Source organism: Acinetobacter sp. SwsAc5 (assembly GCF_013391485.1).
In the GTDB taxonomy this organism is placed as follows: domain Bacteria; phylum Pseudomonadota; class Gammaproteobacteria; order Pseudomonadales; family Moraxellaceae; genus Acinetobacter; species Acinetobacter towneri.
This window is the reverse complement of the sequence record NZ_JACAXD010000027.1, coordinates 1-25857: the sequence shown is the minus strand read 5'-3', so window position 1 is coordinate 25857 and position 25857 is coordinate 1. Positions and strand designations below refer to the sequence as shown.

The 25857-nt window shown below is 39.9% G+C and carries 22 protein-coding genes; 11 read left to right on the top strand and 11 right to left on the bottom strand.

Annotation, left to right across the window (positions count from 1 at the left end; all coding sequences use genetic code 11):
- Nucleotides 1-34 precede the first annotated feature (34 nt).
- Nucleotides 35-967, bottom strand: coding sequence for a cysteine synthase CysM (gene cysM / locus HYG89_RS13175; protein ID WP_178867863.1), 933 nt, complete (start codon nt 965-967; stop codon nt 35-37).
- Nucleotides 968-1269: 302 nt separating this feature from the next.
- Between cysM and HYG89_RS13170 the strand changes: the two genes are divergently transcribed.
- The 5 genes from HYG89_RS13170 (at nt 1270) to rsfS (ending at nt 7342) form a co-directional block, all read left to right on the top strand.
- Nucleotides 1270-4086, top strand: a complete 2817-nt coding sequence (locus HYG89_RS13170; RefSeq protein ID WP_178867861.1) for an ATP-binding protein — start codon at nt 1270-1272, stop codon at nt 4084-4086.
- A 196-nt stretch (nt 4087-4282) separates the two neighbouring features.
- A complete protein-coding gene (locus HYG89_RS13165; protein WP_004974929.1) occupies nt 4283-5068 on the top strand; it encodes a crotonase/enoyl-CoA hydratase family protein in 786 nt (261 codons plus the stop codon).
- A 90-nt stretch (nt 5069-5158) separates the two neighbouring features.
- Nucleotides 5159-6025 carry an NAD(P)-dependent oxidoreductase gene (locus HYG89_RS13160; RefSeq protein ID WP_131260560.1) on the top strand — a complete coding sequence of 289 codons (867 nt, stop codon included), beginning with the start codon at nt 5159-5161 and terminating at the stop codon, nt 6023-6025.
- A 45-nt stretch (nt 6026-6070) separates the two neighbouring features.
- Nucleotides 6071-6865 carry a hydroxypyruvate isomerase family protein gene (locus HYG89_RS13155; RefSeq protein ID WP_178867859.1) on the top strand — a complete coding sequence of 265 codons (795 nt, stop codon included), beginning with the start codon at nt 6071-6073 and terminating at the stop codon, nt 6863-6865.
- Between the two features lie 75 nt (nt 6866-6940).
- Entirely contained in the window at nt 6941-7342 is a 402-nt protein-coding gene (rsfS, locus tag HYG89_RS13150; RefSeq protein WP_004974926.1) for a ribosome silencing factor, read from the top strand.
- A gap of 281 nt (nt 7343-7623) precedes the next feature.
- Here rsfS and HYG89_RS13145 read toward each other — a convergent pair whose 3' ends face one another.
- Genes HYG89_RS13145 through HYG89_RS13135 form a run of 3 tightly spaced genes read right to left on the bottom strand, consistent with a single transcriptional unit; the run spans nt 7624 to nt 10535 of the window.
- A complete protein-coding gene (locus HYG89_RS13145; protein WP_004974925.1) occupies nt 7624-9069 on the bottom strand; it encodes an NAD(P)(+) transhydrogenase (Re/Si-specific) subunit beta in 1446 nt (481 codons plus the stop codon).
- Nucleotides 9070-9072: 3 nt separating this feature from the next.
- Nucleotides 9073-9396: a proton-translocating transhydrogenase family protein gene (locus HYG89_RS13140; protein WP_004974924.1), complete on the bottom strand. Its 324-nt coding sequence runs from the start codon at nt 9394-9396 to the stop codon at nt 9073-9075.
- A gap of 11 nt (nt 9397-9407) precedes the next feature.
- Nucleotides 9408-10535 carry a Re/Si-specific NAD(P)(+) transhydrogenase subunit alpha gene (locus tag HYG89_RS13135; protein WP_004974923.1) on the bottom strand — a complete coding sequence of 376 codons (1128 nt, stop codon included), beginning with the start codon at nt 10533-10535 and terminating at the stop codon, nt 9408-9410.
- 880 nt (nt 10536-11415) lie between these two features.
- On the opposite strand from HYG89_RS13135, the gene HYG89_RS13130 reads away from it, so the two are divergent.
- The gene (locus HYG89_RS13130) at nt 11416-12339 is read left to right on the top strand and encodes a DMT family transporter (RefSeq protein ID WP_178867857.1); all 924 of its coding nucleotides are present in this window, start codon (nt 11416-11418) and stop codon (nt 12337-12339) included.
- A gap of 94 nt (nt 12340-12433) precedes the next feature.
- Nucleotides 12434-13624: an MFS transporter gene (locus HYG89_RS13125; protein ID WP_096901400.1), complete on the top strand. Its 1191-nt coding sequence runs from the start codon at nt 12434-12436 to the stop codon at nt 13622-13624.
- 28 nt (nt 13625-13652) lie between these two features.
- On the opposite strand, the gene HYG89_RS13120 is transcribed toward HYG89_RS13125, so the two are convergent.
- Nucleotides 13653-14297 (bottom strand): hypothetical protein, encoded by a 645-nt coding sequence (locus tag HYG89_RS13120; protein WP_178867855.1) that lies wholly within the window; start codon nt 14295-14297, stop codon nt 13653-13655.
- Nucleotides 14298-14725: 428 nt separating this feature from the next.
- The gene (locus HYG89_RS13115; RefSeq protein ID WP_161981126.1) at nt 14726-15772 is read right to left on the bottom strand and encodes a nucleotide kinase domain-containing protein; all 1047 of its coding nucleotides are present in this window, start codon (nt 15770-15772) and stop codon (nt 14726-14728) included.
- A 284-nt stretch (nt 15773-16056) separates the two neighbouring features.
- Between HYG89_RS13115 and HYG89_RS13110 the strand changes: the two genes are divergently transcribed.
- Entirely contained in the window at nt 16057-17397 is a 1341-nt protein-coding gene (locus tag HYG89_RS13110) for a hypothetical protein (RefSeq protein ID WP_178867853.1), read from the top strand.
- Between the two features lie 2 nt (nt 17398-17399).
- A complete protein-coding gene (locus tag HYG89_RS13105; RefSeq protein WP_046739512.1) occupies nt 17400-18110 on the top strand; it encodes a deoxycytidine triphosphate deaminase in 711 nt (236 codons plus the stop codon).
- On the opposite strand, the gene HYG89_RS13100 is transcribed toward HYG89_RS13105, so the two are convergent.
- On the bottom strand, nt 18102-18725 hold the full coding sequence (locus tag HYG89_RS13100) for a hypothetical protein (RefSeq protein ID WP_178867851.1): 624 nt from the start codon (nt 18723-18725) through the stop codon (nt 18102-18104). The two genes, HYG89_RS13105 and HYG89_RS13100, sit on opposite strands and share 9 nt — an antisense overlap.
- 3 nt (nt 18726-18728) lie before the next feature.
- Nucleotides 18729-19181: a TIR domain-containing protein gene (locus HYG89_RS13095; RefSeq protein WP_151204327.1), complete on the bottom strand. Its 453-nt coding sequence runs from the start codon at nt 19179-19181 to the stop codon at nt 18729-18731.
- A gap of 521 nt (nt 19182-19702) precedes the next feature.
- Between HYG89_RS13095 and HYG89_RS13090 the strand changes: the two genes are divergently transcribed.
- Together HYG89_RS13090 and HYG89_RS13085 are read left to right on the top strand one after the other, a co-directional pair.
- Nucleotides 19703-21529 (top strand): TIR domain-containing protein, encoded by a 1827-nt coding sequence (locus tag HYG89_RS13090; protein ID WP_256734014.1) that lies wholly within the window; start codon nt 19703-19705, stop codon nt 21527-21529.
- A 19-nt stretch (nt 21530-21548) separates the two neighbouring features.
- Nucleotides 21549-22100 carry a TIR domain-containing protein gene (locus HYG89_RS13085; protein WP_171478815.1) on the top strand — a complete coding sequence of 184 codons (552 nt, stop codon included), beginning with the start codon at nt 21549-21551 and terminating at the stop codon, nt 22098-22100.
- 175 nt (nt 22101-22275) lie between these two features.
- On the opposite strand, the gene HYG89_RS13080 is transcribed toward HYG89_RS13085, so the two are convergent.
- From HYG89_RS13080 to HYG89_RS13070, 3 genes are all read right to left on the bottom strand, one after another.
- Nucleotides 22276-23208, bottom strand: coding sequence for a hydrolase or metal-binding protein (locus tag HYG89_RS13080; RefSeq protein ID WP_178867847.1), 933 nt, complete (start codon nt 23206-23208; stop codon nt 22276-22278).
- Between the two features lie 142 nt (nt 23209-23350).
- Nucleotides 23351-24394, bottom strand: a complete 1044-nt coding sequence (locus HYG89_RS13075; RefSeq protein WP_178867845.1) for a YqaJ viral recombinase family protein — start codon at nt 24392-24394, stop codon at nt 23351-23353.
- A 143-nt stretch (nt 24395-24537) separates the two neighbouring features.
- Nucleotides 24538-25584 (bottom strand): DUF932 domain-containing protein, encoded by a 1047-nt coding sequence (locus HYG89_RS13070; RefSeq protein ID WP_178867844.1) that lies wholly within the window; start codon nt 25582-25584, stop codon nt 24538-24540.
- Nucleotides 25585-25857: the final 273 nt, after the last annotated feature.

Below are 25857 nucleotides of genomic sequence, written 5' to 3'. Positions count from 1 at the left end.
AAATCTTACTCAATGGGTGATAGAAAAATGAATATCACAATTCAGTATCTTGAACAGAGAACAAACCTGTCGATAAATAACGATCACCACGGTCACAAACAATACAAACAATCACTGCATCTGGATTTTTTTCGGCAATTTTTAAAGCTGCCCATACCGCACCGCCCGATGATGTGCCTGCGCTGATGCCTTCTTTTTGCGCCAGTTTACGCATGGTTTTTTCCGCTTCAATTTGCGGAATATCAATAATACGATCAACACGACTACGGTCAAAAATGGTTGGTAAATATGCTTCAGGCCAACGGCGAATCCCTGCAATACTTGAACCATCTGAAGGTTGTAAACCAATAATTTGAATCTCTGGATTTTGTTCTTTTAAGTATTTAGACACCCCCATAATGGTGCCTGTTGTGCCCATAGAGCTGACAAAGTGGGTAATTTTACCGCCCGTTTGCTGCCAAATTTCAGGCCCTGTGGTCAGGTAATGTGCTTCAACATTATCTGGGTTACCAAATTGGTTCAGCACCAAGCCTTTGCCTTCGCGTTGCATTTGCAAAGCCAAATCGCGCGCGCCTTCCATGCCTTGTGCTTTAGTCACTTCAATCAATTCTGCACCATAGGCACGCATGGCATCTTTACGTTCTTGGCTCATATTGTCAGGCATGATCAGCTGCATTTTATAGCCACGCATAGCTGCAACCATCGCCAAAGCAATGCCGGTATTGCCACTGGTTGCCTCAATTAAAGTATCGCCCGGTTGAATTTCACCGCGTTTTTCTGCCTGCATAATCATGTTGTAGGCAGGACGATCTTTAACAGAACCCGCAGGGTTATTGCCTTCCAGTTTTGCCAAAACCGTTGCCTGCGTATGACTTGCCAAACGCTGCAAACGCACCAATGGGGTTTTGCCCACATAATGATCTAACAAAAATTCATCACTTTGGAAATCTGATTGGGTATCAAGCATGGTCTGCACCAATATCAAGGTGGGCTTATTGTATGAAAATTTGCACCTTCCTGCACGTTTTTCACAGGCTTTTTATCAAAACAGCAATACTCTGCCGACAATTTATGCATCACTCACTGCCTACACAATTCTAGGCAAGATGAACACAATTTCAGATTGTCTTTTGCGGGATGGATGCAAAAAAATGCACACCGATTGATTGCGAGATGCAGCTGAACCACTCGCACCAAACAGATGAAAACACAGTCAGGAGAAATAAAGCATGCTAAACTGCCAAACATAGGGATTAAACTGCGTTAACCATGTCAAATATCAATAAAAAGTTATTTAAGCGCTTACATTTAAATCATGCTTATGGACAGCTGATTGCACTTATTTTTGTGCCAATTATGGTTTTGGCATGCGTCGGCACGATGCTAGTTTTATCTGAAACCTCGAATGCCGCAAAAGCACAGCAGCGACAAATGGCAATTGCGATTTTGACCCGTTTTGAGTTGCCATCTGAAGCAGCTTTGCATCAACTGGCTAGCTTTCCGTGGAAGTACGAAGAAGCACGTACTTTTATGCAAAACATGATGAACGAAAAGCACTTGATTCGTACTGCACTGATTGATGCTTCTGGTACACGCCGTTTAAGCATGGGCTTTCAAGACCAAGCCGAATGGCCCAAATTCCCTAAAAATGCCGATTTTTTTGGCCCAATTCTGTATAAAAATAATCATGTGTATGGCATGCAAATTCAGCAAGACATCAACCGTCCTGCATGGTTGCTGATTGAACTGGACAATCAGCCATTACAAATTGCCCGTTATCGGGTCATGATTGTATTAATTGCCACAGGCTTGCTGACCCTGTTGTTGTTATTGCTGTGTCTGAATTTCTATTCACGACGCTGGATTGCACCCATGTATGAAATTCGCATGCAGCTACAACGCCTGAATGCCGATACGCTCGATCAACACATGGTCATTAACAGTACTGGCGAATTACGCTTATTGCAGCGTGATATTGCCAATGTGGTAAAACGCCTGCATTTCAGCTTTTTAGAACTCAAAGAACATACCGAACAAACTGAAGATGACTTGCGCCGCACCCTCGATACTTTGGAAGTGCAAAACATCACTTATCGTCAGGCACGTGACCAAGCGATTTCTGCCAACCAGTCTAAATCGGTATTTTTAGCCAACATCAGTCACGAACTCAGAACACCATTGAACAGTATTGATGGCTTTATTCACCTGTTATTGCGTCAGGAAAATCTTAGCAATGAACAGAATTTATATTTACAGACCATTCGTAAATCATCGGCGCATCTTTTAGCACTCATTAATGACGTATTGGATTTTTCTAAAATTGATGCAGGCAAACTGGAACTGGATACCGCACCCTTTGATTTAGAAGAAGCCATTTTTGATGTGATGGATATGCTCTCGCCTTTGGCTGCGCAAAAACACATCAACATGGCCTTTTATTTTGCCGATAACGTGCCGCAATATGTGCTGGGCGATGCTTTACGTTTCAAGCAAATTTTAACCAATTTAATTTCCAATGCGATTAAATTCACCCCCGATGGTGAAATTATTGTACGGGCGCGGGTAGAACATGACGATATTAGACAATGCTTAATTCACTTTAGCGTCCAAGACAGTGGCATTGGCTTAAGCGGTACAGACCGTAAAAAATTGTTTGAGTCTTTCTCTCAAGGTGATACTTCGGTCACGCGTCAATTTGGTGGTACAGGTTTAGGTTTGGCCATTTCCAAACAGTTGGTGCATTTGATGCAAGGTCAAATTGGCTTTGAAGACAATCAGGAACGCGCCCCAACCGAAAAAGGCTCGACCTTCTGGTTTACTGCCATGTTTGCGGTAGATGAAGCGCATGCACAGCAGCATCCAAACTTTAAAGAGATTCAGGTGGTGTCGTATTTGGCGCACCCTGCCACAGCGAATGTCTTGCGTCATTATCTTGAAAATTATGCGGTGCGACATATTGAAGCCGCTTCAATTTTAGATTTATTTAGCCGCTTAAAAGATGTATCCGACCTGCAAGACAATACTTGGTTGATTGTTGATCATAGTGGCGACACCGAAGCTTTATTAAAAGAAATTCGTACCCGTTATCAAGGTAACTTGGCAGTGTATGGCTATCAAATGGCGCTAGACCCAAGTCTGTTAAATGAATATCGTGCGCGCGCTTTGTATCAACCGCTCAGTCGTTCAGCCTTAATTGACTTACTCAACAATGAAAACAGTTTTGATGAACAGGAGTCTGCATCATTTGATGGTAAAGGCCTGCACGTTTTAGCGGTGGATGACCATCTACCAAACCTGATTGTACTCGAAGCCTTGTTGGGCGAACTGAATGTGACCACCACCAAAGCGCAAAGTGGTCAGGAAGCTTTGGGGATTTTGCAGCAACGCATTGAGCAGGGACAGCAACCATTTGACCTGATCTTTATGGATATTCAAATGCCTGTGATGTCGGGGGTAGATACCACCCGTGCGATTCGTTCTTTAGAATCGACTTTGGAAAATCACAAACGCTTACCTATTATTGCCCTCACCGCGCATGCTCTTGCCGATGAAAAGCAAAAATTACTCAAAGTCGGTATGGATGACTATGTCACCAAACCGATTCAGATTGAACAAATCATCCAAATTTTAACCCATTGGACCACGCAAAGTTTTAATAAGCCACCTGCAGTCGATAAAGCCATTGTGATTGAAGCGCTAGATCCACAGGTGTTGGATTGGCAACAAAGCCTAATGCTGGCAGCCAACAAAGAAGACCTTGCAGTGGATTTACTGAAAATGCTAGTGGATAGCTTTGCCACAGAATTACATGAAATTGAACAGCTGATTGAACTGGAAGATTTCCCACAACTCGAGCATGTGTTGCATCGTCTGTATGGTGCGACCCGCTATGTTGGCACACCGAACCTGCAAGAAGTAACAGGCTCATTTGAACAGTTTGTTTCGACCTTACGTAAAGAACGTCGTAAAGCCGATGATCTGTTTGTGCAAGAGGTCTTAAACCGTTATCAGGAATTACAAACCTGTATACAGCAAGTTGAACATGCGGCAGAACACATTTTTACCAAACACAATGCGGTGAGTTAGCCAACATCAAAGTGACATTCACCGCGAACGCCTCAACGAGAAGATACAGTTTGTAAGCACGACTCACCCAGCACTATTCACAAAAAAAAGTCACGTAATCAAAGGCAAGGTCGCAAGGCTTTGCCGTGACTCTGCTGTCATTTATCGCACTGCTGCCCATGTTATGCTTTGCCCAGTAAAAACAAGAGCTCACATCATGACCTTACTTCGTATCGAAAAAAATAATGGCATCGCCACAGTTTCCCTGAACCGCCCAGACAAACGCAATGCCATGAGTTTTGCCCTACTCAAAGAATTGGTGCGGACTGCCGAAAAACTTAAAAAAGACCGCAGCTTACGTTGTGTAATTTTAACAGGCGAAGCAAAGGTATTTAGTGCAGGCATTGACTTGGCCGACCTCAACAATCCACAAAACCGTGCATTTGCGGCTTGGGAGTTAATTAAGCCAGGGCAAAGCCTGTTTCAAAAAGCATTTCTCGTTTGGCAACAATTGCCTGTACCTGTAATTGCTGCAATTGAAGGCTATTGTTTTGGTGCAGGGATGCAATTGGCCTTGGCCGCAGATATTCGTATCGCGCATCCTGACACACAAATGTCGATTATGGAAAGCCGTTGGGGCTTAGTGCCTGATATGGGGCTAAGCCGTTCTTTAAAAGGTTTAATCGGTCTAGACCTTGCCAAAGAGCTGACTTTAACTGCGCGTATTTTTGATGCCAACTATGCCAAAGAAATTGGTTTGGTCACGCATTTAGATGCAACCCCCTTACAAAAAGCACAAGCCCTTGCTGAAGAAATTGCACAACGCTCCCCAGATGCATTGGCTGCAGCCAAACAAGTGCTGGATGCTATGGAACATGCGCCAAATAAATCTTTACGTTTAGAAAAAATTTGGCAATTAAAATTATTGCTGGGTAAAAATAGCCAACTGGCACGTAAAAAGGACAAGAACCCTGAAGTGACCTTTGCACCGCGTCAGTTTTGATTCAGTTCAAACACAACAGACTTTGACCAAAGGCTAAATTGACATTTCAAGCCAGACTTGTACTGTAGGCAAAAATGGAGAATCAGCGCTATGCATTTTGATCGTGACACAAAAATCGCTTTTTTAGGTATGGGACTTATGGGGACGCGCATGGCAACCCGCTTAGTTCAGGCAGGTTTTGAGGTCGCGGTGTGGAATCGTAGCCCTGCGGCTTGCGAATCTGTGCTCAGTCTGGGGGCAAAACCGCTGCAATTGAGCGAGATCGGACAATATCCAGTGATCTTGAGTTGCCTTGCCGATGATAATGCCGTCCAAGCTGTATTAGATCAAATTGAGCCTTTTTTGACTGCTCAACAAGTCATTGTCGATTTTTCCAGTTTGTCTGTAGATCAAACCCAAAAGCTAGCGCAGCAAGCCAACCTCAAACAGGTCACATGGATTGACTCACCTGTATCGGGAGGCACTGCGGGAGCCGAACAAGGTAGTTTGGTGATTTTTGCAGGGGGTGATGCAAACACCATCGAAAAATTAAGCCCGATTTATGATGTGCTGTCACAACGTGTGACCCGTATGGGCGAAACAGGCACAGGACAAGCCACTAAAATCTGCAACCAACTGATTGTTGCTGCCAACAGCACCCTAATTGCCGAAGCTGTTGCCTTAGCAGGACAGGCAGGCGTAGACACCCGTTTACTTGCACCTGCTTTGGCGGGTGGTTTTGCCGACTCGAAACCGTTTCAGATTTTAACTCCACGTATGGCAACTCACAGTTTTGAGCCTGTGCAATGGAAAGTCCAAACCCTGTCTAAAGATTTAAACAATGCCTTACAACTGGCAGCGCAATTTCAGTTACAGATTCCTGTGGCAGAAAAAGCCCTTTCACAACTGCAAGCCCATCAAGCCAAGGGTTTTGCAGAAGCAGATTTAGCCACCATTATTCATCAGGTCGAAGCTTAATCGGCTTGATTCCTGATCCAACCTTTGCCTGCAAGGAGCACCTGCATGTCTAAACTGGCGGTTAATCTGTCGATGATTTTTACCGAAGTGCCTTTAATTGAACGCTTTGCCCTTGCACGCGAACATGGTTTTCAGCATGTTGAAATTCAATTTCCCTATGAGCTGAGTATTGAGCAGATTCAAACCCAACTCACACTCCACCAACTCAGCCTGTGTTTAATCAATGTCCCTGCGGGTGACCTCATGCAAGGCGGCAATGGTTTGGCGGGCGTACCCGGAAAAGAGATTGAATTTCATCATGCCTTAGAGTTAGCCATCCGCTATGCCACGGCATTAAATGTCCCTAGCGTCAATATTTTGGCAGGCAAACAACCTGTCGATGCCGATTTACTGCCTTGCTTAAACACACTGGCAGAAAACCTAAAACTGGCCTGCTCGATGCTCACTCAACATCATATTCAGCCTGTCTTTGAAATGATTAATGGCACCGACATGCCACGCTTTTTAGTACAAAATATTGCGCAAGCTCAAGAGATGCTAGAAGCAGTCAAACATCCTGCTCTTAAAATGCAATACGACTGTTATCACATGGCGATGATGGGTGAAGATGTGCTGAGCGCATTGCAAGAAAACATTCAGGATATTGGTCATATCCAGTTTGCCGACAATCCAGGACGCCATGAACCCGATTCAGGCGAGCTAGGCTATACTACTATTTTCAAATGGTTACAGCACAGTGCTTATTCAGGCTATATCGCTGCAGAATACCGCCCAAGTCTGGCGTCAAATCAATCATTTGCATGGAAAGACAAATACTTTCCCTCAAATCAAAGTGGTTAAAATTAAACCGATTTGAAATTTCAGGCTAAAACAGCTATATTAGACGATGAATAATTTTAGGAAATTATACACCCCATGAATTTAGAACCATCGCCCGGCGCTTCTAATTCTCACGATCTTGCAATGAATACCCAAAAGCATGACGTACAAACTTGTCTTAAAGTTGTACATGAAGCTCTCCTTGATGTAAAAGCCAAAGAAATTGTTGAACTTGATGTCAGCAGCATCAGCAATGTTTCAGATGCCATTGTGATTGCTAGCGGTACATCAACTCGCCACGTAAAATCTCTTGCCGACAATGTTGCCGAAGAAGCGCGCAAAGCAGGCTTCCGCCCAATTGGTATTGAAGGTGAACGTGATGCAGAATGGATCTTGGTCGATCTTGGTATGGTAGTGGTTCACATAATGCTACCAACAGCACGTAAATTCTACGACCTAGAAAGCTTATGGCGCACTACGCCTGAGTCTGTTGCTTAATACAACAGCTCACTTGAGCAGCCTTAAAGATACACAATAAGCGACTTTCAAATAAGTCGCTTTTTTAATGCAGATCTTTTGAAGCTCATATCCCTAATCATTTTTATATCGCATTAATCTACCCACCAAATATTGGTTTATATCATCCCCTACCCAATACATTGCTTCAAACCAATCCTATAAAACTCGCCCAAACTCAATCTGCCTGATCTCAATTAACCACTTTACATCAGCCATAAAAAAAACCGCCCGAAGGCGGTTTCATATCTGGAAACAGTGTCTTAGTGACCTGTACCGTTGATTGATTTAGTCATATCTTCCACAACTTTCTTGGCATCACCAAAGATCATCATGGTCTTGTCGTTATAGAACAAGTCGTTGTCTAGACCCGCATAACCTGTTGCCATTGAGCGCTTGATGACCATAATGGTACGTGCTTTATGCGCTTCAAGAATTGGCATGCCGTAAATTGGCGAGTTTGGATCGTCTTTTGCCGCAGGGTTAACTACGTCATTTGCACCAATCACCAACACCACATCTGTTGCAGGGAAATCTGAGTTGATTTCGTCCATTTCTAAGATGTCTTCATACGGTACGTCTGCTTCTGCAAGTAATACGTTCATGTGACCCGGCATACGACCTGCCACTGGGTGAATCGCAAAACGAACAGTTACACCTTGCTCTTTTAACAAGTTGGCCAATTCTTTGACCGCATTCTGTGCACGACCTTGCGCCATACCATAGCCCGGTACAATTACTACGCTGTCTGCATTTGACATCAAGAAGCCAGCATCATCAGCAGAACCTGAACGGTAGTTACGTTGTACTTGCGCACCCGCTGCTGCCGTTGGTGCTGCTGCACCGCCCATCGCACCACCAAACAATACGTTGATGATTGAACGGTTCATGGCTTTACACATGATGTAAGACAGAATCGCACCTGAAGAACCGACCAATGAGCCTGCAACAATCAGCATGTTGTTTTCAAGTGTGAAACCAATACCTGCTGCCGCCCAACCTGAGAACGAGTTCAACAATGACACCACAACTGGCATGTCACCACCACCCACTGGTGCAATCCATACCCAACCGAATGCCAATGCTAAACCTGTCATTGCCCAGAATGAAGTCATGTTGCCGCTCAGGAAGAAGTGAATCCCAAAACCGAGCATGGCAAGGAAAATTAACGCTTGAACAGGTTTTACCCATGCACCCGAAATGGTTTTTGCCCATTTCTTTGCCGCCAATTTACCGTATGCAAAAACAGATGCGGTAAAGGTAATCGCCCCCACGAAACAGCCTACAAACAATTCAAATAAATGAACTTTGCTCATTTCATGGAAAGTAATACCATTTGCAGCCAACAAGTCTGGACCAAGTTCGATCAACTTGTTGTTATGAATAATCGCAGCAATCGCAATTAAAACTGCAGCCAAACCGACTAAAGAGTGCATTAACGCTACAGTTTCAGGCATTTGAGTCATTGGCACCGTACGTGCGCGGGCAATACCCACCACCGCACCTGCTGCCATAGCTGCCAGAATCATCCACACAACTGGATTGTCTGCCACAAAGAATGTAGTCAAGACTGCAATCGCCATTGCGATCATGCCGTAACGGTTGCCCGCAATCGCAGTTTTAGGCCCAGACAAACCACGTAAAGTTAAGATAAAGAGCACAGCCCCGATTAAATAGAACCAGTCTGCATATTCACGAATAAATTCCATGCATTAGCCCTCTTTTTTCTTTGCTTTTGGTTTGAACATTTCCAGCATACGTGCAGTCACTGCAAAACCACCGAAAATATTGATGCTTGCCAAGAACACAGCAATCGCACCCAGTACACTCACCACATTAATGGTTTGGAAATCGACACTGCCTTCTACACCCATGATTGGTAGACCAACAGTTTGAATCATCGCACCGACAATAATGATTGAAGAAAGTGCATTGGTTACTGCCATTAATGGCGTATGTAACGCAGGTGTTACCCCCCACACCACGTAGTAACCTACGAAGATGGCAAGGACAAAAATCGTAATTGTTTCAACCATGAGAATTCTCCTTAACCACGCTTTAACAGCACTTGACCGTTATGAGTGACCAGCAACGCTTTCTGAATTTCTTCTTCAGGATTCAATGCGAAGTTCTTGTCGTTATCAAATAATGTTTCAACAAAATTCAACACATTACGCGCATATAGTGCAGATGCTTCTGTCGATACAGTCGATGGAATGTTTGGAATACCCAAAATTTTCACACCATTGGCAGTCACTACAGTTTCACCGCATTGTGAACCTTCGACGTTACCGCCCGTTTCGACTGCCATATCTAAAATCACAGAACCCGGCTTCATTTTTGCCACAGTTTCCGCTTTGATTAAACGCGGTGCATCACGACCCGGCAATAACGCAGTGGTAATCACGATATCCGCATTAGAAACGGCTTTATCGACAATCACTGCTTGGTCTTTAATGTATTGTTCACCAGGCATCCAGCCATAACCATTTTTGGCAGCATCGGCAGCTTTTTGTTGTTCTTCTTCAGACATTGGTACGTCTAACCACTTACCACCCAAAGATTCCACCTGATCTTTTGCCGTTGGACGCAAGTCAGTTGCTTCGACTACAGCACCTAAACGCTTCGCTGTTGCAATGGCTTGCAAACCAGCAACACCCACACCCATGATCACAACACGCGCAGGTTTTACAGTACCCGCTGCCGTCATTAACATTGGGAACATGCGTTGATATTCTGCTGCAGCCAACAACACAGATTTATAACCTGCCAAGTTGGCTTGTGATGACAACACGTCCATATTTTGCGCACGCGACAAGGTACGTGGCAAAAGCTCTAAAGCAAATGCAGACACCTGAGCCGCAGCAAATTGGTCTAATTCAGTATTGCGGTAAGGATCAAACATCGCCACCACAGTGCTGTTCGGTGCAAGTTTTTGAATTTCTTCACCCTTTGGGGCACGAACTTTCAAAATCATTTGGCTACCGCGATAAGCATCATCTGTCATGGTCGCGCCTACTTGTTCATAAGCGCTGTCGATATAAGCGGCTTTTACGCCTGCACCACGTTCAATGACTACGCTATGACCCGCGCTAATCAACTTCTTTACTGTTTCTGGCGTCGCAGCGACACGATTTTCACCGACAACAGTTTCGGTTGGAATTCCGATCTGCATGAGCGTTCCTCAAGCTAGTTTTTCTTAAGTCAACATCGTGGATAACGATGCTTTCCCCTCAGGATAAGTTTTGTTGAATTTTTGGATTCTAATGCAACATTTTTAAATTACCACCCAATATTTATTTAATAAATACCCATATTTTGAACTGATGATTCATAAAAATATTGTTGCGAGATATAATTGATAAGTTTTGCTTCTTGAATATAAGTCTAATTATTCAGCAAAACTTCGATTTGACGTGTCTAAAAGAAAAAAAGCGATGCTTTGAGCTTGCAGTTGACCACATTTAAATGAATTAAGCATTGATCATTCTGACACGCATTTCACTTAATTGGGAAAATCCGACTTAGCGCTAAAAGATTGCATATCTATACATTTAAGCGCTAAAAGCAAAAACTTAAACACCAAATTGACTTTTTTGACAATTTTTACACCGCACAACACAGTTCAATTTAGAAGTGTTTTGCCCATCTGAAAACCTTAGAAAAACCTACCTTTGCCTTATGAGTAAAATCGAATATTTGAAACAGTAAAACTTTTAAAAGAAGCTTGAATTTATTCAACTCAGGTCTAAGTTAAGTGCTGCTATTTTTTTCATTTTTTTTGTGCGTCATTTAGTCTGATGATGGATTTTCTCTGTTTTGCAACATTTTTAGCTAATTTGCACCATTATCGTGCAAACCCCATTTACTCTACTTTTCACAAAATTTGTGCCATCTCAAGCAGACCATCTGCATAAAATCGGCTATGCTTACTCAAATACAGCACACAGCTTGATCCATGCAGTCGCATCTGTCTTTATCCATCATGCAACTTGCATTTGTGTGCGCGGCATGTGTCACTTTTCTTGCATCCACCTTGCTCGACAGCATTTTTCATGATCAGACTTAACGCCACACAATGGGGCTCCATCTTTGCCTTATTTGCAGCCTTTTTGTTTAGTACCAAAGCCATTTTTATTAAACAGGCTTATGCACTTTCACCGTTGGTCGATGCAACCGTACTCATGGCTTTGCGCATGGCAAGTGCCCTGCCTTTCTTCCTACTGATTTGTTGGCTCAATCGCTACCACAGCCGCAACATCTCTACACGCAATTGGCTGCTGCTGATCTTTGCAGGTTTGATGGGCTATTATTTTTCCAGTTGGTTGGATTTTTTAGGGCTGATGTTCATTAGTGCCTCATTAGAACGCATTATTCTGTTTTTATACCCAACACTCACCGTCTTGGCTTCGAGTGTGATGTATCGGCAGAAACTTAGCTGGTTGAGTCTGTTTGCAATTGCCCTGAGTTATGGCGGAACAGTGATTGTGATGTTACAGGAACAGAGCAATACTCCGCATGACACGTATTTTTGGTTAGGCAGTAGTTTAGTGTTCGCCAGTGCAGTGTGTTTTGCAGGCTATTTATTGCTGACCAAAAGCCTGATTCAGCATTTTGGCTCTTGGAATTTTACAGGTCTGGCTTTAAGTATTGCCTGCATCGGTACGCTTACGCATTACAGTTTGGTCACACCTAATCCGCTCGGACTGGTGCAACAACTGCCTGTAGAAGTGCTAGGCTATGGTATTGCTTTAGGGATATTTGTCACAGTCTTGCCCACCTTACTCATGGCGCACAGTATCGCCCGTTTAGGTGCGGCACAATCGGCCATGATTGCTTCAATTGGCCCCATCTTGACGATTTTATTGGCCACAGCATTTTTAGGTGAACACCTAAATGGCATACAATGGTTAGGCTGCATGCTCAATATTGTAGGCGTGATGATGATCACCTTGTCCAAAAACAAGTTTTCTCATTAAGCTAAAGGCGACATCCTGCCACTAATGAAGTTGAATATTGGATTCAATCTTTGAGCTACTGCAACCCCGTTTTACCATTGACCTTAGGATAATTATGAACACTGCACCCGACATCAGCCAAGATAAAACCCTGCTCTGGTTGATGGCGATTGCCTGTGGTCTATGCGCGGGTGCCAATTATTATTGCCAACCGCTGATTTACTCGATTCATCAGTCTTTCCAAATTCCGCAATCCCAAGTGGCATTGACGGTGACTTTTGCACAAGTGTCTTATGCACTGGGTTTATTGTTCATTGTGCCTATGGGCGATATTGTCAATAAAACCAAATTCATTCCCCTATTAATGTTTTTGGCCTCGATTGGCTTATTTTTATGTGCCTTTTCCAGCAATTTAAGCATGCTATGGATTGGCACGATTATCACAGGGCTGTTTTCTGTGGCGGCACAAGTCTTAATTCCCTTTGCCACCATGACCGTAAAACCTGAAAAAATGGGTGAAGTGGTCGGTTTATTGATGAGTGGTTTATTGGTCGGTATTTTACTTTCGACCAGTTTGGCAGGTTTGCTGTCCAATTTATTCCACTGGAAAGTGATTTACCTGATTAGCGGTGTGCTGATGCTTTGCATTGCCGCGGTACTCAAAGCACGCTTACCCTTTATCTCAACCAGCAAACTCAGCTATTTGGCCGTGTTTCAGTCTATGGGCAAACTCATTTTAGAAGAACGTCGTTTGGTCTATCGTGCCTTGCTCGGTGCGTTTGCTTTTGCAGCGATGAGCGTGTTGTTTTCCACCATTGCAGTATTACTCAAATCCAGTTTTGGCTTAGCTGACTTTATGGTGGGCATTGTGGCAATGGTGGGTGTATTCGGTGCTCTTTCGACCAAACACGTGGGGAAAATTGCAGATCGTGGCTATGTTACAGCGCTGACGTGGGGTGGTTTGGCGCTATTGGCAATCAGTTGGGTCTTTCTATACAACGGACAATTTAGCTTATGGAGCTATATTCTTGGTTTTGGCTTAATTAACCTTGGGCTTGCCACCGTACACAGCAGCAACCAAAACGTAATTTTTCGCTTACGCCCCGATGCCAAATCGCGGATTAACTCAATTTATATGACCAGTTATTTTACTGGCGGTGCTTGTGGTTCTGCCTTGGGAATCTATGCATGGCAACACGGTGGATGGTTATGGAGTTGCCTAGTTGGTTTGTGTTTTGTTACCGCCGCAATGAGCTTTGCCCTACTCGACTGGCAGCATCAACGTCAACACACCGCCATGCCTTAAACGCTGCGATTACAATCAAGCAAGTCGCTTAAGACATTTGCATCACAGGGTAAAATGGCTGACTCAATTCCACATTTTCTAAATTTTCCAATAAAATTTGGATAAAACACGGCATCAACGCACACAATAAAGTATTGGCATGGCTGAGTTGTTTGCGGTTGATTGCACTGTTATAAGTTGCACCACCTTGTAAAAGTTGCTGCTGTAACGTCAATAAGCGCTTAAACAAACATGCCAAAATTGTGACCGAATCATGAATGTGCAATGCCTGCATAATCTGCTGTTTTTCTGCCTCATAATCTGCACGCCATTCAGCTTCAGTCATTTTTTGATTACGCCAATCCCAAAAACTTTGATACAAATAAGGATTGGTCAGCAATACCTCTAAACTTTGTGGATATTTTTCCCAAATGATTCTCGCCATGCGCTGATCGACATCTTTTTGATACATGCGCTGCACAAATTGCTGCAAAGTCTGTTGTGTATGCTCTGCCGTCTGACCTTGCGCATACAAAGCACTCAACGCCACCCATGCTGTCATAAATTGCATATCGACATCATCATGAAACTTAATGGCTTTTTTCCACCAACTTAAACTGCGCTGCATGCGTAAATTAAATGCCGTTGAAAATTCATTTTTCTTAGTTCGATAAATTTCTTCTAATACCAACATTTTATTTTCCCTCTTATGCTGCGTTATCGTTATCTTTTCAACATACTAAAAAACGGCTACGCATACAAATACTGAGCAGTTCCGCTTTAGCATCTACGGTTGCGCTGCTTTGTTCATAGCGAACAAAGCAAAGTTAATGCCAATGGATGTGGGTTGGGGATACTGTCGATTTTCACGCAAACCCCGTATAATGCGTGGTCTTGTGCTTTTGTTTTTCAATTCAGGTGGGTTATGACACGTGCCATCCAAACTTTACAACCTCGCATTTCGGTTGCCCCGATGATGGATTGGACGTACACTCAAAAAATAAAACAATAAAATCAAACTCTTACATTCAGAGAAAAAACATAAGGTGTAAATTTGGAGTAATTCGCCCCGCTAAAATAAAAAAATTAAACTACGTGCTTTTAATCTATAATAATTGGTCATTATAAAGTAATCAAAGTCTGATCAATTTTCTCATTGATATTCCACTTAGGCGGAAACCATGGAGCCTCTATATCACCTGTACAACTATACTTCTGTTTAATACGCGTCCTACCAGATATTCCTACAATTTCTGGATGAACTATTCTTGAATATTTATCAACTTCACAAAATAAGTTCTGACAATCAATAAGCTGTAAAGGTCGCCCCCATAAAGATTTAAAATCAAGCCCTAACCTACCAAACTCGTGCTCTTGATGGTTTGCCATAAATCTAATTAAATCTTGCTCATTAACATTGGACTTACCACTGAAACATTTTCTTAGACCATCCCGGGCACCAGGACCAGGTATAACAAACTCCATTTCTGAAAAGTCTGTAAGCTCACTATAATTTATATCAGTCACAAATTGATACGCTAGGAAATCCCCTAAAGTTGGATAACTTTTAATAAGTTCGAATGCATCCTTCATTTTATTAATTTTGGCTAACTTTCCAGCCAATTTGTCATCCATCATTTTTTGTAATAATTGCAGGTGATTTTGATGTTTTTTAGCAAAACCAAAAGCGTTACCACCTGGCGGCATAATATATGCTGCAGAATATATTCTAGCTTTATTTTCCATAGCAGTCTGCAGAATATGATCATACGCTTGAAAGCTAAAATCCTTATAAGTTATCGCCCCAAAACTTTTTTCTAAAAGTTCCCAAGTTTCTATTTTGTTAAAAAGTTTAAAGAGCATAATTCTAAAAAAAACTTCTTCTGCAGAATTAAGTAGATCATCTCGATAAATTACGTTTTTTATTAAATATTGGCTCACACGGTCTGCTGCACGATAAGCATTTGTGAATTTATGAACTTTCAGCACAGAATCATCAGTCCATGGCATGCTTTGTTTATTTAATCTACTAAAGTAAATATCCTGCCTTTTACAAGCAAAACTCCAATAAGTCTCATAAACAGGAGAAATACCCAATTTTTTCAAATAATTAGGATAGGTCACTTCCTCTTTTAAAGAAGGGTTACTTTGCTGCGTTTTATGAATCACAACTTACGGCTCAATTCAAATTAGGGTTAAAACCACATACTCGCAGGCGATTTTACCCTCATGGGAATATGTGATTTAGAAACCTCTTATTGTACCGCAGTTTTTGAAATAAAATAATGCTTACTAATATCCTCTCTAGGAAATAGCAACATATGTCAGAAAGACGCGAGTTTTTTAAAAATATATTTAAAATCAATTACTTTAATATATATAGTTATTTTTGCTTTCTAAATCGTATAAAATTCTCACTTACAAAACCTATCATGAAATGGATATAGCTACAAATGAGTCTTGAGGAATCTCTTTATTTTTTTATAAATTACATTCTTATATCCCCCTTACTATGCTATCTAGCTTTTGGGATACAGCTTCTTTTTAAACGCTACTCTACGAATATTTCGTCAAATCAACTTTTAGAACAGGAAAAGTTATTAAAAGAATTTAAAACAAAATTCTCCAAATCCAATCTCAACCTGAATCTCCAAGGAAGAGAACTATATGCACAAAATATAGCCAAACTTCCAAACATTAGTGGAAGGTTTGTTGCTTACTGTCTTAAACGTGAGATTCACAACATAAATTATGTAATGTATCTTTTTAACTATACAGAAAACCTAGTAAAAGTACCTGATATCGAAGGCAATAATTATTTGCAAATTTTAGAAAAAAAGAAGAACATTCTTAAAAAAGGAGTTTTATTTCCTTTCATTCTTAGCTTAGCTTCTGTCTCTATAGTATTTTTCTACCCAGCATCATCAAACATTTACATTCTCATTATTTACTTAGCTTTCTTTCTCTTTTCTACTTGGTTCCTTCTAAGTTCCTTTCCATATCTTTGCGTATATCTTCTACAAAAAAATACTGAGTGCATTTTTTGCGAAAAACATGCTGTTCTTGTTAAGAACTCAAGTAATCTACCGCAAAATGTAAAGGGTCCTAAAAATTTATGCTATCTTATAGATTATGCTAAGAGTAGGTTTGGTTTTTTGCATATGTCAGCTCAAAAAATTCTCAAAGAACTTGAAATAAAACAAATGTCTCATGACGACAGATATCATAAAGACGTTTGGGTTTTAAGTACGCAAAACAAAGCAAAACATATGGCTGCCCATATTGGAAAATATAGTGGTCAAATACTTGAAGTTATACGTAATCCAGAAATAGATAATGTGAAAATTCAAAAGTATGTAATCGACTCGTTAATTATCAACTTCTCATATGCAAATATTTTCGTACATCGACTAAGTAAACATTTAGCCCCAGAGTATCTTCAGCTACCGAGTCTTAAAGAACTCAGAAATGCTATAGGTCAAGATTATTTAAACAGAAAGTCATATACAAAAGAAGGCGTAAGCTACGGCCTAGATTTAGCTATGGATCTATGCATTCTTGCTAGCAAAATATTAAAAACAGTTGAATCATTAGATCACGTAGAAAAACATGAATTTAGACAAAATTTCAATAAATATGTACTTGACATATTTGAAATTCTTATAACTCTTTGCTTCATTTATGATATTGAAGGCATTGAACAGCTTATTGCTGACAGAATGTACGAAGTTGAGCATAGACACGAATATTTTGAAGAATATGGAAATTATAAAGATGGTTATAAGGTTGTTTAGAAATGTTCTGGAGTGGTAACAAACTACATAGTAAAAAGAAATCTTTAGTTCCATCCCATCCAGATACAGCAATAGACTGCGCGTCTCTAGTATTAACTATTGGGACTGAGGTTTATATTACTCCTAATTCTGAAAATGATATTAAAGTTAAAAAAACACTTACAGTCGAGGAGCCACAGTTTATAATTCCTAAGGGACAGTTTGCTCTTCTGATCACAGAAGAAGAAGTACATGTTCCCTATCAGAATATAGCTTTTATATCATTTAAAGCAAAATACAAGTATAAAGGTTTAATTAATGTCTCAGGCTTCCATGTCGATCCCGGTTGGAAAGGAAAACTGACTTTTTCAGTTTATAATGCAGGCCCGAGCGATGTTGTTCTTGAAAAGGGAAATCCCTTTGCCTTAATTTGGTATGCAGACTTAGACCAAGAAGGTATATTCAATGGAGACTATGCAAATAATCAATATGTAAAAAAAGATAAACCGATAACTAGTATTTCTAGTGACAAAGTTACAGATATGACTGGTGACATATTCTCACCCTTTAAACTAAAGAAAGATATTGAAGAACTTAAAGAAAAATATAATAAGGAAATAATAGAAATTAAAAAAGAAGTGAATGCTATCGAAGGGAAATTACTAGTCCGGACAGGACTATTAATTTTTACTTTTATCTCATTACTTATAGTAATTATCCGACTCTTAAAATGAGAGTAATAGCTGAAGATTTCTTTCTTGATGTAGCTTTGTCCAAGCAAAAGGGGATCCATTTAGGCCCAATGGAAATTTATTAATAAAATTATTCAAGAAATAATCATGCAAGCTATTATCAACATACTTACAACTTGGACCTTTTTTTACAATATCCAAAAGCTCTGATGGTATTGAAACTCCATTGCCACCGAAATAGTAGAAATGTGAACTAATTAAAACATTATCAGTTTTAGTATCAGTAGCTATATTTTTATAATTAAAACTACCATCCTCTTCCGAATGGTGCGATGGTAGTTGAAGCCACTCTACACCCTCCTTATGGTAGATGTTATCCCCATACTGGAATTTCCTGCTCTGATTTAAAATAGGTCTTTTATTCATAAACCTTTCATCATACCAGTACTCATTGAAAGTTAATTTTTCTGTAACTTTCATTGCAAATACTAACTTATTTAAACTTCCAGTTGAAATAGAGCTTGTACCAACAATCCAATCACCCACCGAAGCACTTTTTCTGATACCAGGCTTACATGTAGCTAAAGTACAATATTCAAAAAAAGGATTGGGGGCAAAACCATAGTCACGTCTAACGACATACGAAATAATTTTCATAAATTAACCACATAAATATCTGGCAACAGCAGGTGAATTATATCCTTCAAATGTATTTTCACCATTAACAGCCTTAACTAGACAATCACTATTCCAACCTACTATAGCATCAGCATAATTTTCTAATTCTTCTGGTACATCACAACCTTGATGACCATGCGCCCAAACACCTACGATTCTGATGCCTAATTTCTGCGCATACTCAATCTCCCAGTTGACCCAATGACTCTCTTTAGTTTTAGGAGTTATATAAACCATAAGTGTAGAACATTGCCTTATCCTAGGTGCTAAAATTTGGTATTTAATATAGTCTTCAGCTTTAGCACTATTAGGTTTGTTTGAATTTATAGAAAAATCTCTGATATCAAACCCTTTTGTTTTCATCAAATCTTTTGTTTTTTTTAGTCCATCATCATCTTCATGGACATGACTTATAAAAATATTCTTTTTTGCCATATTTCAACTCTCATAGGTCTATAAATTACTCAGCAATATACCACCATGCTGATACAGCACAGGACTGGCCAAATTAAGAGGCACACCTAACATTTCTTAAGTTAACATAAGAATTCTCTAAAGAAGACATAATTCATACTAAAGATAGACATTTTAATCTCTTTAAACAAAGAGGTTTTTAATATCACATTTAAGGTCCTGAACTTTATATAATAATTAGATTCAATTTAGATGAACACAAAAGCTACCTTTTGTGTAAAATGCAAATATTCAAATGTTAAATACTTAAAATGAACTCTAAGTCAACTCCTCCATTAGCAATAAATTTCATATGGCATCCAGATGATCATGCTACATATTTTCAACATATTAGTAAGTTTAGACAATACCTGACTAGAGATATTGATAGACCATTTTCACGAGAGTTAAACATACCAACTTTTCTGTATAGTTCCAGAAGTACAAATACAGTTCCAAGCCCATTAAAGATATGGGCAGCAAAAAATTTGGTGTTTTTATTCTTGAGCGAAAATACTTTGATAAGTACTAACTGGAATGAATATTTTGAAAAAATCCCTTCAGATTTTGAGATTATTCCAGTCGCATTAGATGAAACTGCATTTAAACATGCGAATGCAGCAAACTTATTAAACAAAAACTTTGTTCGTGCCTATAGTTGGCCATTAAGTGATTATCAAGAATACTTCATTTTAATGCTATCTCATGAAATTTATCGATTAGGTTTTAATGAGAAGAAAACTATTGTAAAGGGTAAGGATGCATCTTTAAAAATTTTTCTTAGCCATGCAAAAGCTGATGAAAAAGGTGTTGGTCTTGCAATCGAAATTAAGAACTTTATTGATAATACTTCAATACAAAGATTCTTTGATGCTACGGATATAGCTCCCTGCTTTAATTTCGATGAGGAGATTACAGCAAATCTCAAGGAATCAACTGTAATTGCAATAGGTAGTGATAAATATTCATCTCGTTACTGGTGCCAAAGAGAGATACTCTTGGCGAAAGAGGAAAGAAGGCCGATTATTTTTGTAAATACTCTTGAGCACTATGAGGATCGGATTTTTCCTGCAGCTGTAAACATTCCTAATATTCATGTTTCACACGATTTGAATATTAGGAACAAAGAAATTCTAAGAATTCTAATTGCCACGCTATTAGAAACTATTAGATTTAACTATTCAAAAAGTCTTTTAGACTACTATAGAATACAAGGTTGGATACCAGAAAATTCAGTTATCTTTGCGCGCCCCCCCGAGGTTAATCAAATAATAAACTTGTTAAAAGATAGAAATGAATCTGAACAACTAGAGATACTTAATATTTGTTATCCTGAACCTCCTGTTTATCCAGAAGAAATTGACTGGATTAACCATTTTGAAAGTACCTCACCTACAGGAGAAGTGCTAAATAAAATACAAGCAGCAACCCCTTTATGGTCAATTTTTTCAGAGAAACATACGACAAAAAAAATTGGCATATCAATTTCAGATTATAAAGAAGACCAGTTCGAAACTCATAACCAACACCTTGACGAACTCAAGAGATTATCACAAGTTCTAGCAGGACACTTATTAGCTAGAAAACATAAATTAATATATGGTGGTGATCTTCGTGAAGATGGGTTTACACAGTTTATTCTTGATGAAGCTTTAATTATTCAAAATCGAATAATGGACAACTCAATACGAGTTGAAAATCATTTAGCATGGCCTCTTTTTATAGACTCTAAAGTAAAGAGCTTCAAAGCCAAATACCACGGTATTTTACATATTGAAGAGTACGATGCCCCAAAAGATGTATCCCCAAAGAAAGAAGTTTTTTTACCACCAAATTGTTCTGAAAACCTATACATTTGGTCTAGAAGTTTAACAAATATGCGTGAACTATCTATAAAAAAATCAGATCTAAGAATAATTTCTTCTGGTAAATCATCAGATTACAAAGGAAAGATGCCTGGTGTATTGGAAGAGTTTATAATTTCTATGAAAATGAAAAAGCCTATTTATTTATTAGGTGGCTTTGGTGGAATAACAAAAAAAATTGTGACCTCAATTATAAATAAAGAACTTGCACCAGAATTAACCGAAGAATGGCAAATCCAAAATAATGCAGGTTATGCAAGTTTACAGGAACTTGCTAAAAATAGAGGATTTGGAGCAGACTATATTGAAGTTAAGAATCTAATTGGTTCTACTAATATAGAAATTTTAACTAACAATACTGGACTAACTGTACCAGAGTACGAAAGATTAATGATTACTCCTTTCATAGATGAAGCAGTTCATTTAATACTAAAAGGCTTAACAGCAATCTCAACTTCTAAATGAATTATAAAGGAGCTAATTGATGACTCAAAGACATAAAGTATTCGTTAGCTATCACCATGCTAATGATCAAAAATACAGAGATAACTTTGAAAGCTTATTTTCTGATAAACACAATATTATTGTTTCTAAATCAGTTCAGATAGGTGACATTGATATTAATTTAAAGACTGAAACAATAAGACAAAAAATTCGTGATGAATATTTATCTGACTCAACAGTTACTGTTATTTTAATTGGTAGTGAAACGTGGAAGCGTAAGCATGTAGATTGGGAGATTTCATCGAGTATTCGAAGTACAAAAAATAACTCTCGCTCTGGTTTACTTGGTATAATTTTACCAAGTTATCCTAGAGAAGATATCTCAAAATATAACAGGTATACTATCCCCCCGAGGTTATATGATAATTTAAATTGTGGCTTTGCCTCTATTCATAATTGGAGTAATGATCCTAAAAAAGTTCAAGCATGGATACATGAAGCTTTTTTAAGACGTAATTCTATTCTACCTAGTAATAGTCGTGATTTATATATTAATAATTGCTCTGAAAATAAATCCAGCTGGAAACCTTAAGAAATTACTTTTCAGAATTTTAAATATGACCTAGAATTTACTTCTAGGTCATAAAATTTTAAAATGCCGAATTCTTAGTAATATTAATTATATATCTCTCTGAAAATAAAAAATACTCTTACCGGATTTTAAATAATATATCTTAACAGTAATAAAATAATTCTTATTCTATCTATTAATTCACCGCCCTCACACTCCCCTGCAACCCTTTCTGTATATCCTGTATAAATCCATCATCCTGGTTGAGCTTAGATTTAGTCTTGCTTTTCGAATCAATAGCCTGTTGCTCAGATTCAAAAGATTTTTCCAAGTAAAACTCCTCAACAATTTCACCACCCTCCTCAGCATTTACCTCAAATCGTGCATTACCATAACCCTGCCGTGCCATTTGATCTAAAGCAGCCTGATTAAAACCACATAACTTACTCTTCTGATCAATCTCCTTGGCAGTTTGAATCGCTTCTTGTAAATGAAAACCTTCACGTAAAGTCAAATCCACGTAGTACACAGGCGTGCGATAGCTTTGAGTTGTGGACTTTCCTCTAAGCGTGAGTTGTAGCGGTAAACATGAGAGCAAACCATTGGATGCTGCATGGTAATAACTTAAGCGTGCTGCTAAAGTGCGAATGCTGTTAAAACCCGTGGTTCTAAAGATGAATGTCCCAAGTTCATCTGATTCATCTAAATTTACATACAGTCGTCCATAGGGCTTACAGAGTCTACCTTGCGCTAATGGACATAAATCAGGTGATGGGCATGGATGTTGTTCAATGCCGTTTTGTCCGATACGTTGACAAGTTTCACCATTGCCTGAACAGATTAATCGTCCTGTCTGACGATCAAATAAACTGTATTCCGCTCTTAGATTCAGTTCAGGATCATTGAAGATCATACGGACTGGAATTGAGCGGAGTTTTTGATTGGGGGCTTTAGCACGAAGTTGTTCATCCAGTGGATGTTTTATCCAACCACTGTCCTTATTTTGGATTTGGCTGGTAATGGTGAATTGGTCATCCTTTTCAGGGATGCGCTTACCATTCTTTTCAACCATCTTACCGATACTGATCCGCCCAAGAATGGGCGGTGTAATGGCTAAACCTTTAATCATGGTATTTTCCTCTTCTGCTTAAATGTGTTGATATGCTTGGTTAAAAATGAAATCGACATAAAAAATCCCATGCATTGAGGCATGGGATTTTTGAGTAGAGCTTGAGATTCTGCTTGTGAATTACCCTTAGGCTAAATCTATTTCAATCAGTATCGGTATAGATGTTAAAGCGCCGTGTACCCTGCTTGGCTTGTGGAAATTTATTGAGATATTCAGGATGTGATTTAAGTAAAGCCTTGCTATCCAAGCTGATTGAATCCTTCGACTTCTTCCACGTCACTGAACCTGTTTTAAAGGTGGCACGTTCAGCCTCTTGCATTTTGGCTTGAAGTTGGTGTTTCAACAGATTGAACTGCTCCTGATGCTTATCGATTTGGCTTCGAGCTTGAAGCAGTTGCTCAAACTGTTGATTAGCCTGCTCATCTTCAGAAAGATCCGTGGTACTCAGTGGCACATGTTCTGGATAAAGCAACTGCAAGGCTTTAGCTGCCGATTCACTGGCATCGGCTTCTGGTGGGGTATCCTTTTCCACACATTCCCAGAAGTAACGCTCTGCATTGATGATATGCTGAATCACCGATTCAGAACGTGTCACTTTAAAAATTCGGGTTTCGTGTCCACAAATCAATACACAGATATGAGCGGCCTTTTTACCTGTGACTGCCAATTGATGTTGTACCTGACAGAGTACATATAACGGTACACCATCTCGCCACAACTTAGCCCCATATTCCCCTGCGGTTTTACATTCCAAGATTTGTACATCTGCATCACCCACTACGGAATAATCCAAGTTGGCTAACATAAAATGCTTGTCTGGATCAGGGTGTTGTAATACGGCATTGACCCGACGCACTTTATAGTTGGTATGCATGCTGTAGTATTCAGCAACCAAAGGTTCAAGTCGTTTGCCCCAATACAAGGGTGCATGGCCTTCACTTTCATCCTCAATACTTTGTTGAATACGTCCAGTCTTGATCATCCATAGTTCAAGCATCGACATATAGGGATTAAGGCCGCAGGCAGCCGCACAGTCACTGCTGCCTATGCCTTGTCGACGGACTTCCAGCCATTCCGCCTGACTTAAGTTTTTGGTTTCCACAAAACGTTTTGGATGGGTGAGTTTAGGCCGATGCACATGGATATTTGCTCGAGCAGGATGAGGTTGAATCAATACTGAGTTCATAAAGATGTCCTCTAATTATTAAATTTTAGGCATAAAAAAAGCCACATCTGGAGATGTGGCAAAGAGGTATTTAGATTCAAAGAGATTTTCAGGATCATGTTGATCTGATGTGATCATCTTAAATTCAAAATCTGAATCTAAACTTAAACAATCAAGCGCAATGCCTGTTCCAGTCCTCGTTGTTTTAATGCAGCACCTGTACCAAACCAAGCAGAATCCAGTCGGTGATCCGGACTCATCGCTCGACGTTCATGATCACAAAATTCCGTAATCGAACACAGTAAGCCATAAGCGGTATCTTTGGCTGAACTCAGTTCTGCCCCACGACCCTGTCCATTAAACATGGTCATGACTTTAGACATGGCACGGCCATTCGGTTCAGTCTTGTTGTCAGCTTTAGCCGTATGGTTGGCTTGTGATGCGACATTACGATAGAACTGAATAATACTGTCATCCTGTTCTGTTGGACTGAGGCTGGTGTTATTAAACACAGCATCAAAGTATGCTGCTGCCTCACTTTGTGTGACTTTACGTTGACTGAGCTGTTTCATTTCATACATATGCTCATTCCATGCACGCACTGAAATCCCCAATTGCTGTTTGATCTTCTGCGCATCAAACTTGGTACTGTGTGGCACTTTGACTACGCCTGCACTTGCGTTCTGACCTTTTAAGGCAATCGCTAAAGTGTTGTTACAGACAACACGGATTGAGGTAAATTGTGCTGTGGTTGCCAATGTACCGTCACAGGCCGTAGCCAAGAGAATGTAACCATTGCTGACATCTTTACCCTTTAAAGCAGAAGTCTGTCCAGTTTTGGCTAAAGCCCAGAATTTTTTGCCACCTTTCAGTACCCCTGCGGTTTCCAGTTCAAAGCCTGATTGTTCAGTCAAGTCTCGATAGAACTCTAGAATCTCTCGGGGTTGGACTTCCTGATAACGCTGACTGACTACCGATAAAGGTGCATGTGTGTCGGAACGGTATAAAACCCGCTGTTCATCATGCGGTAGGATCAAGCTTTGTCCTTTGTGATTTTCAGCCATGTAACTCACATTCGAGCTTTCAATCTGCCAGTCCATGCCCGCCTGCTTGGCCCAGACCTCAATCGGTTGATTGGGTGTCAGTTGATTACCCAAACCATGCCAAGGGGTTTGACCGACATAAGCCATGTTTTCAATTTGATGTGCCATTGTGAATATTCCTAAAATAAAAGTGAAAGATGTAAAGATTTAAAGATGCAGAAATGTGCTGTAAGGGTTTAAACAATCCATCTATTTAAAGATGTAACTGTGTAAAGTCTGAGATGCGATTACGGCATCCATGCAAACTGTTGTTGGTGTTAGCGGCAGTGTAAAAATGACCCCCTAATGGCATTTAAAAACTGACCCCCTTGGTTAATATAGCGGTCATTTTGGACTGCTCAACATGTTAACTTTGGAGCAAGCAGTGACAATCCAAATACT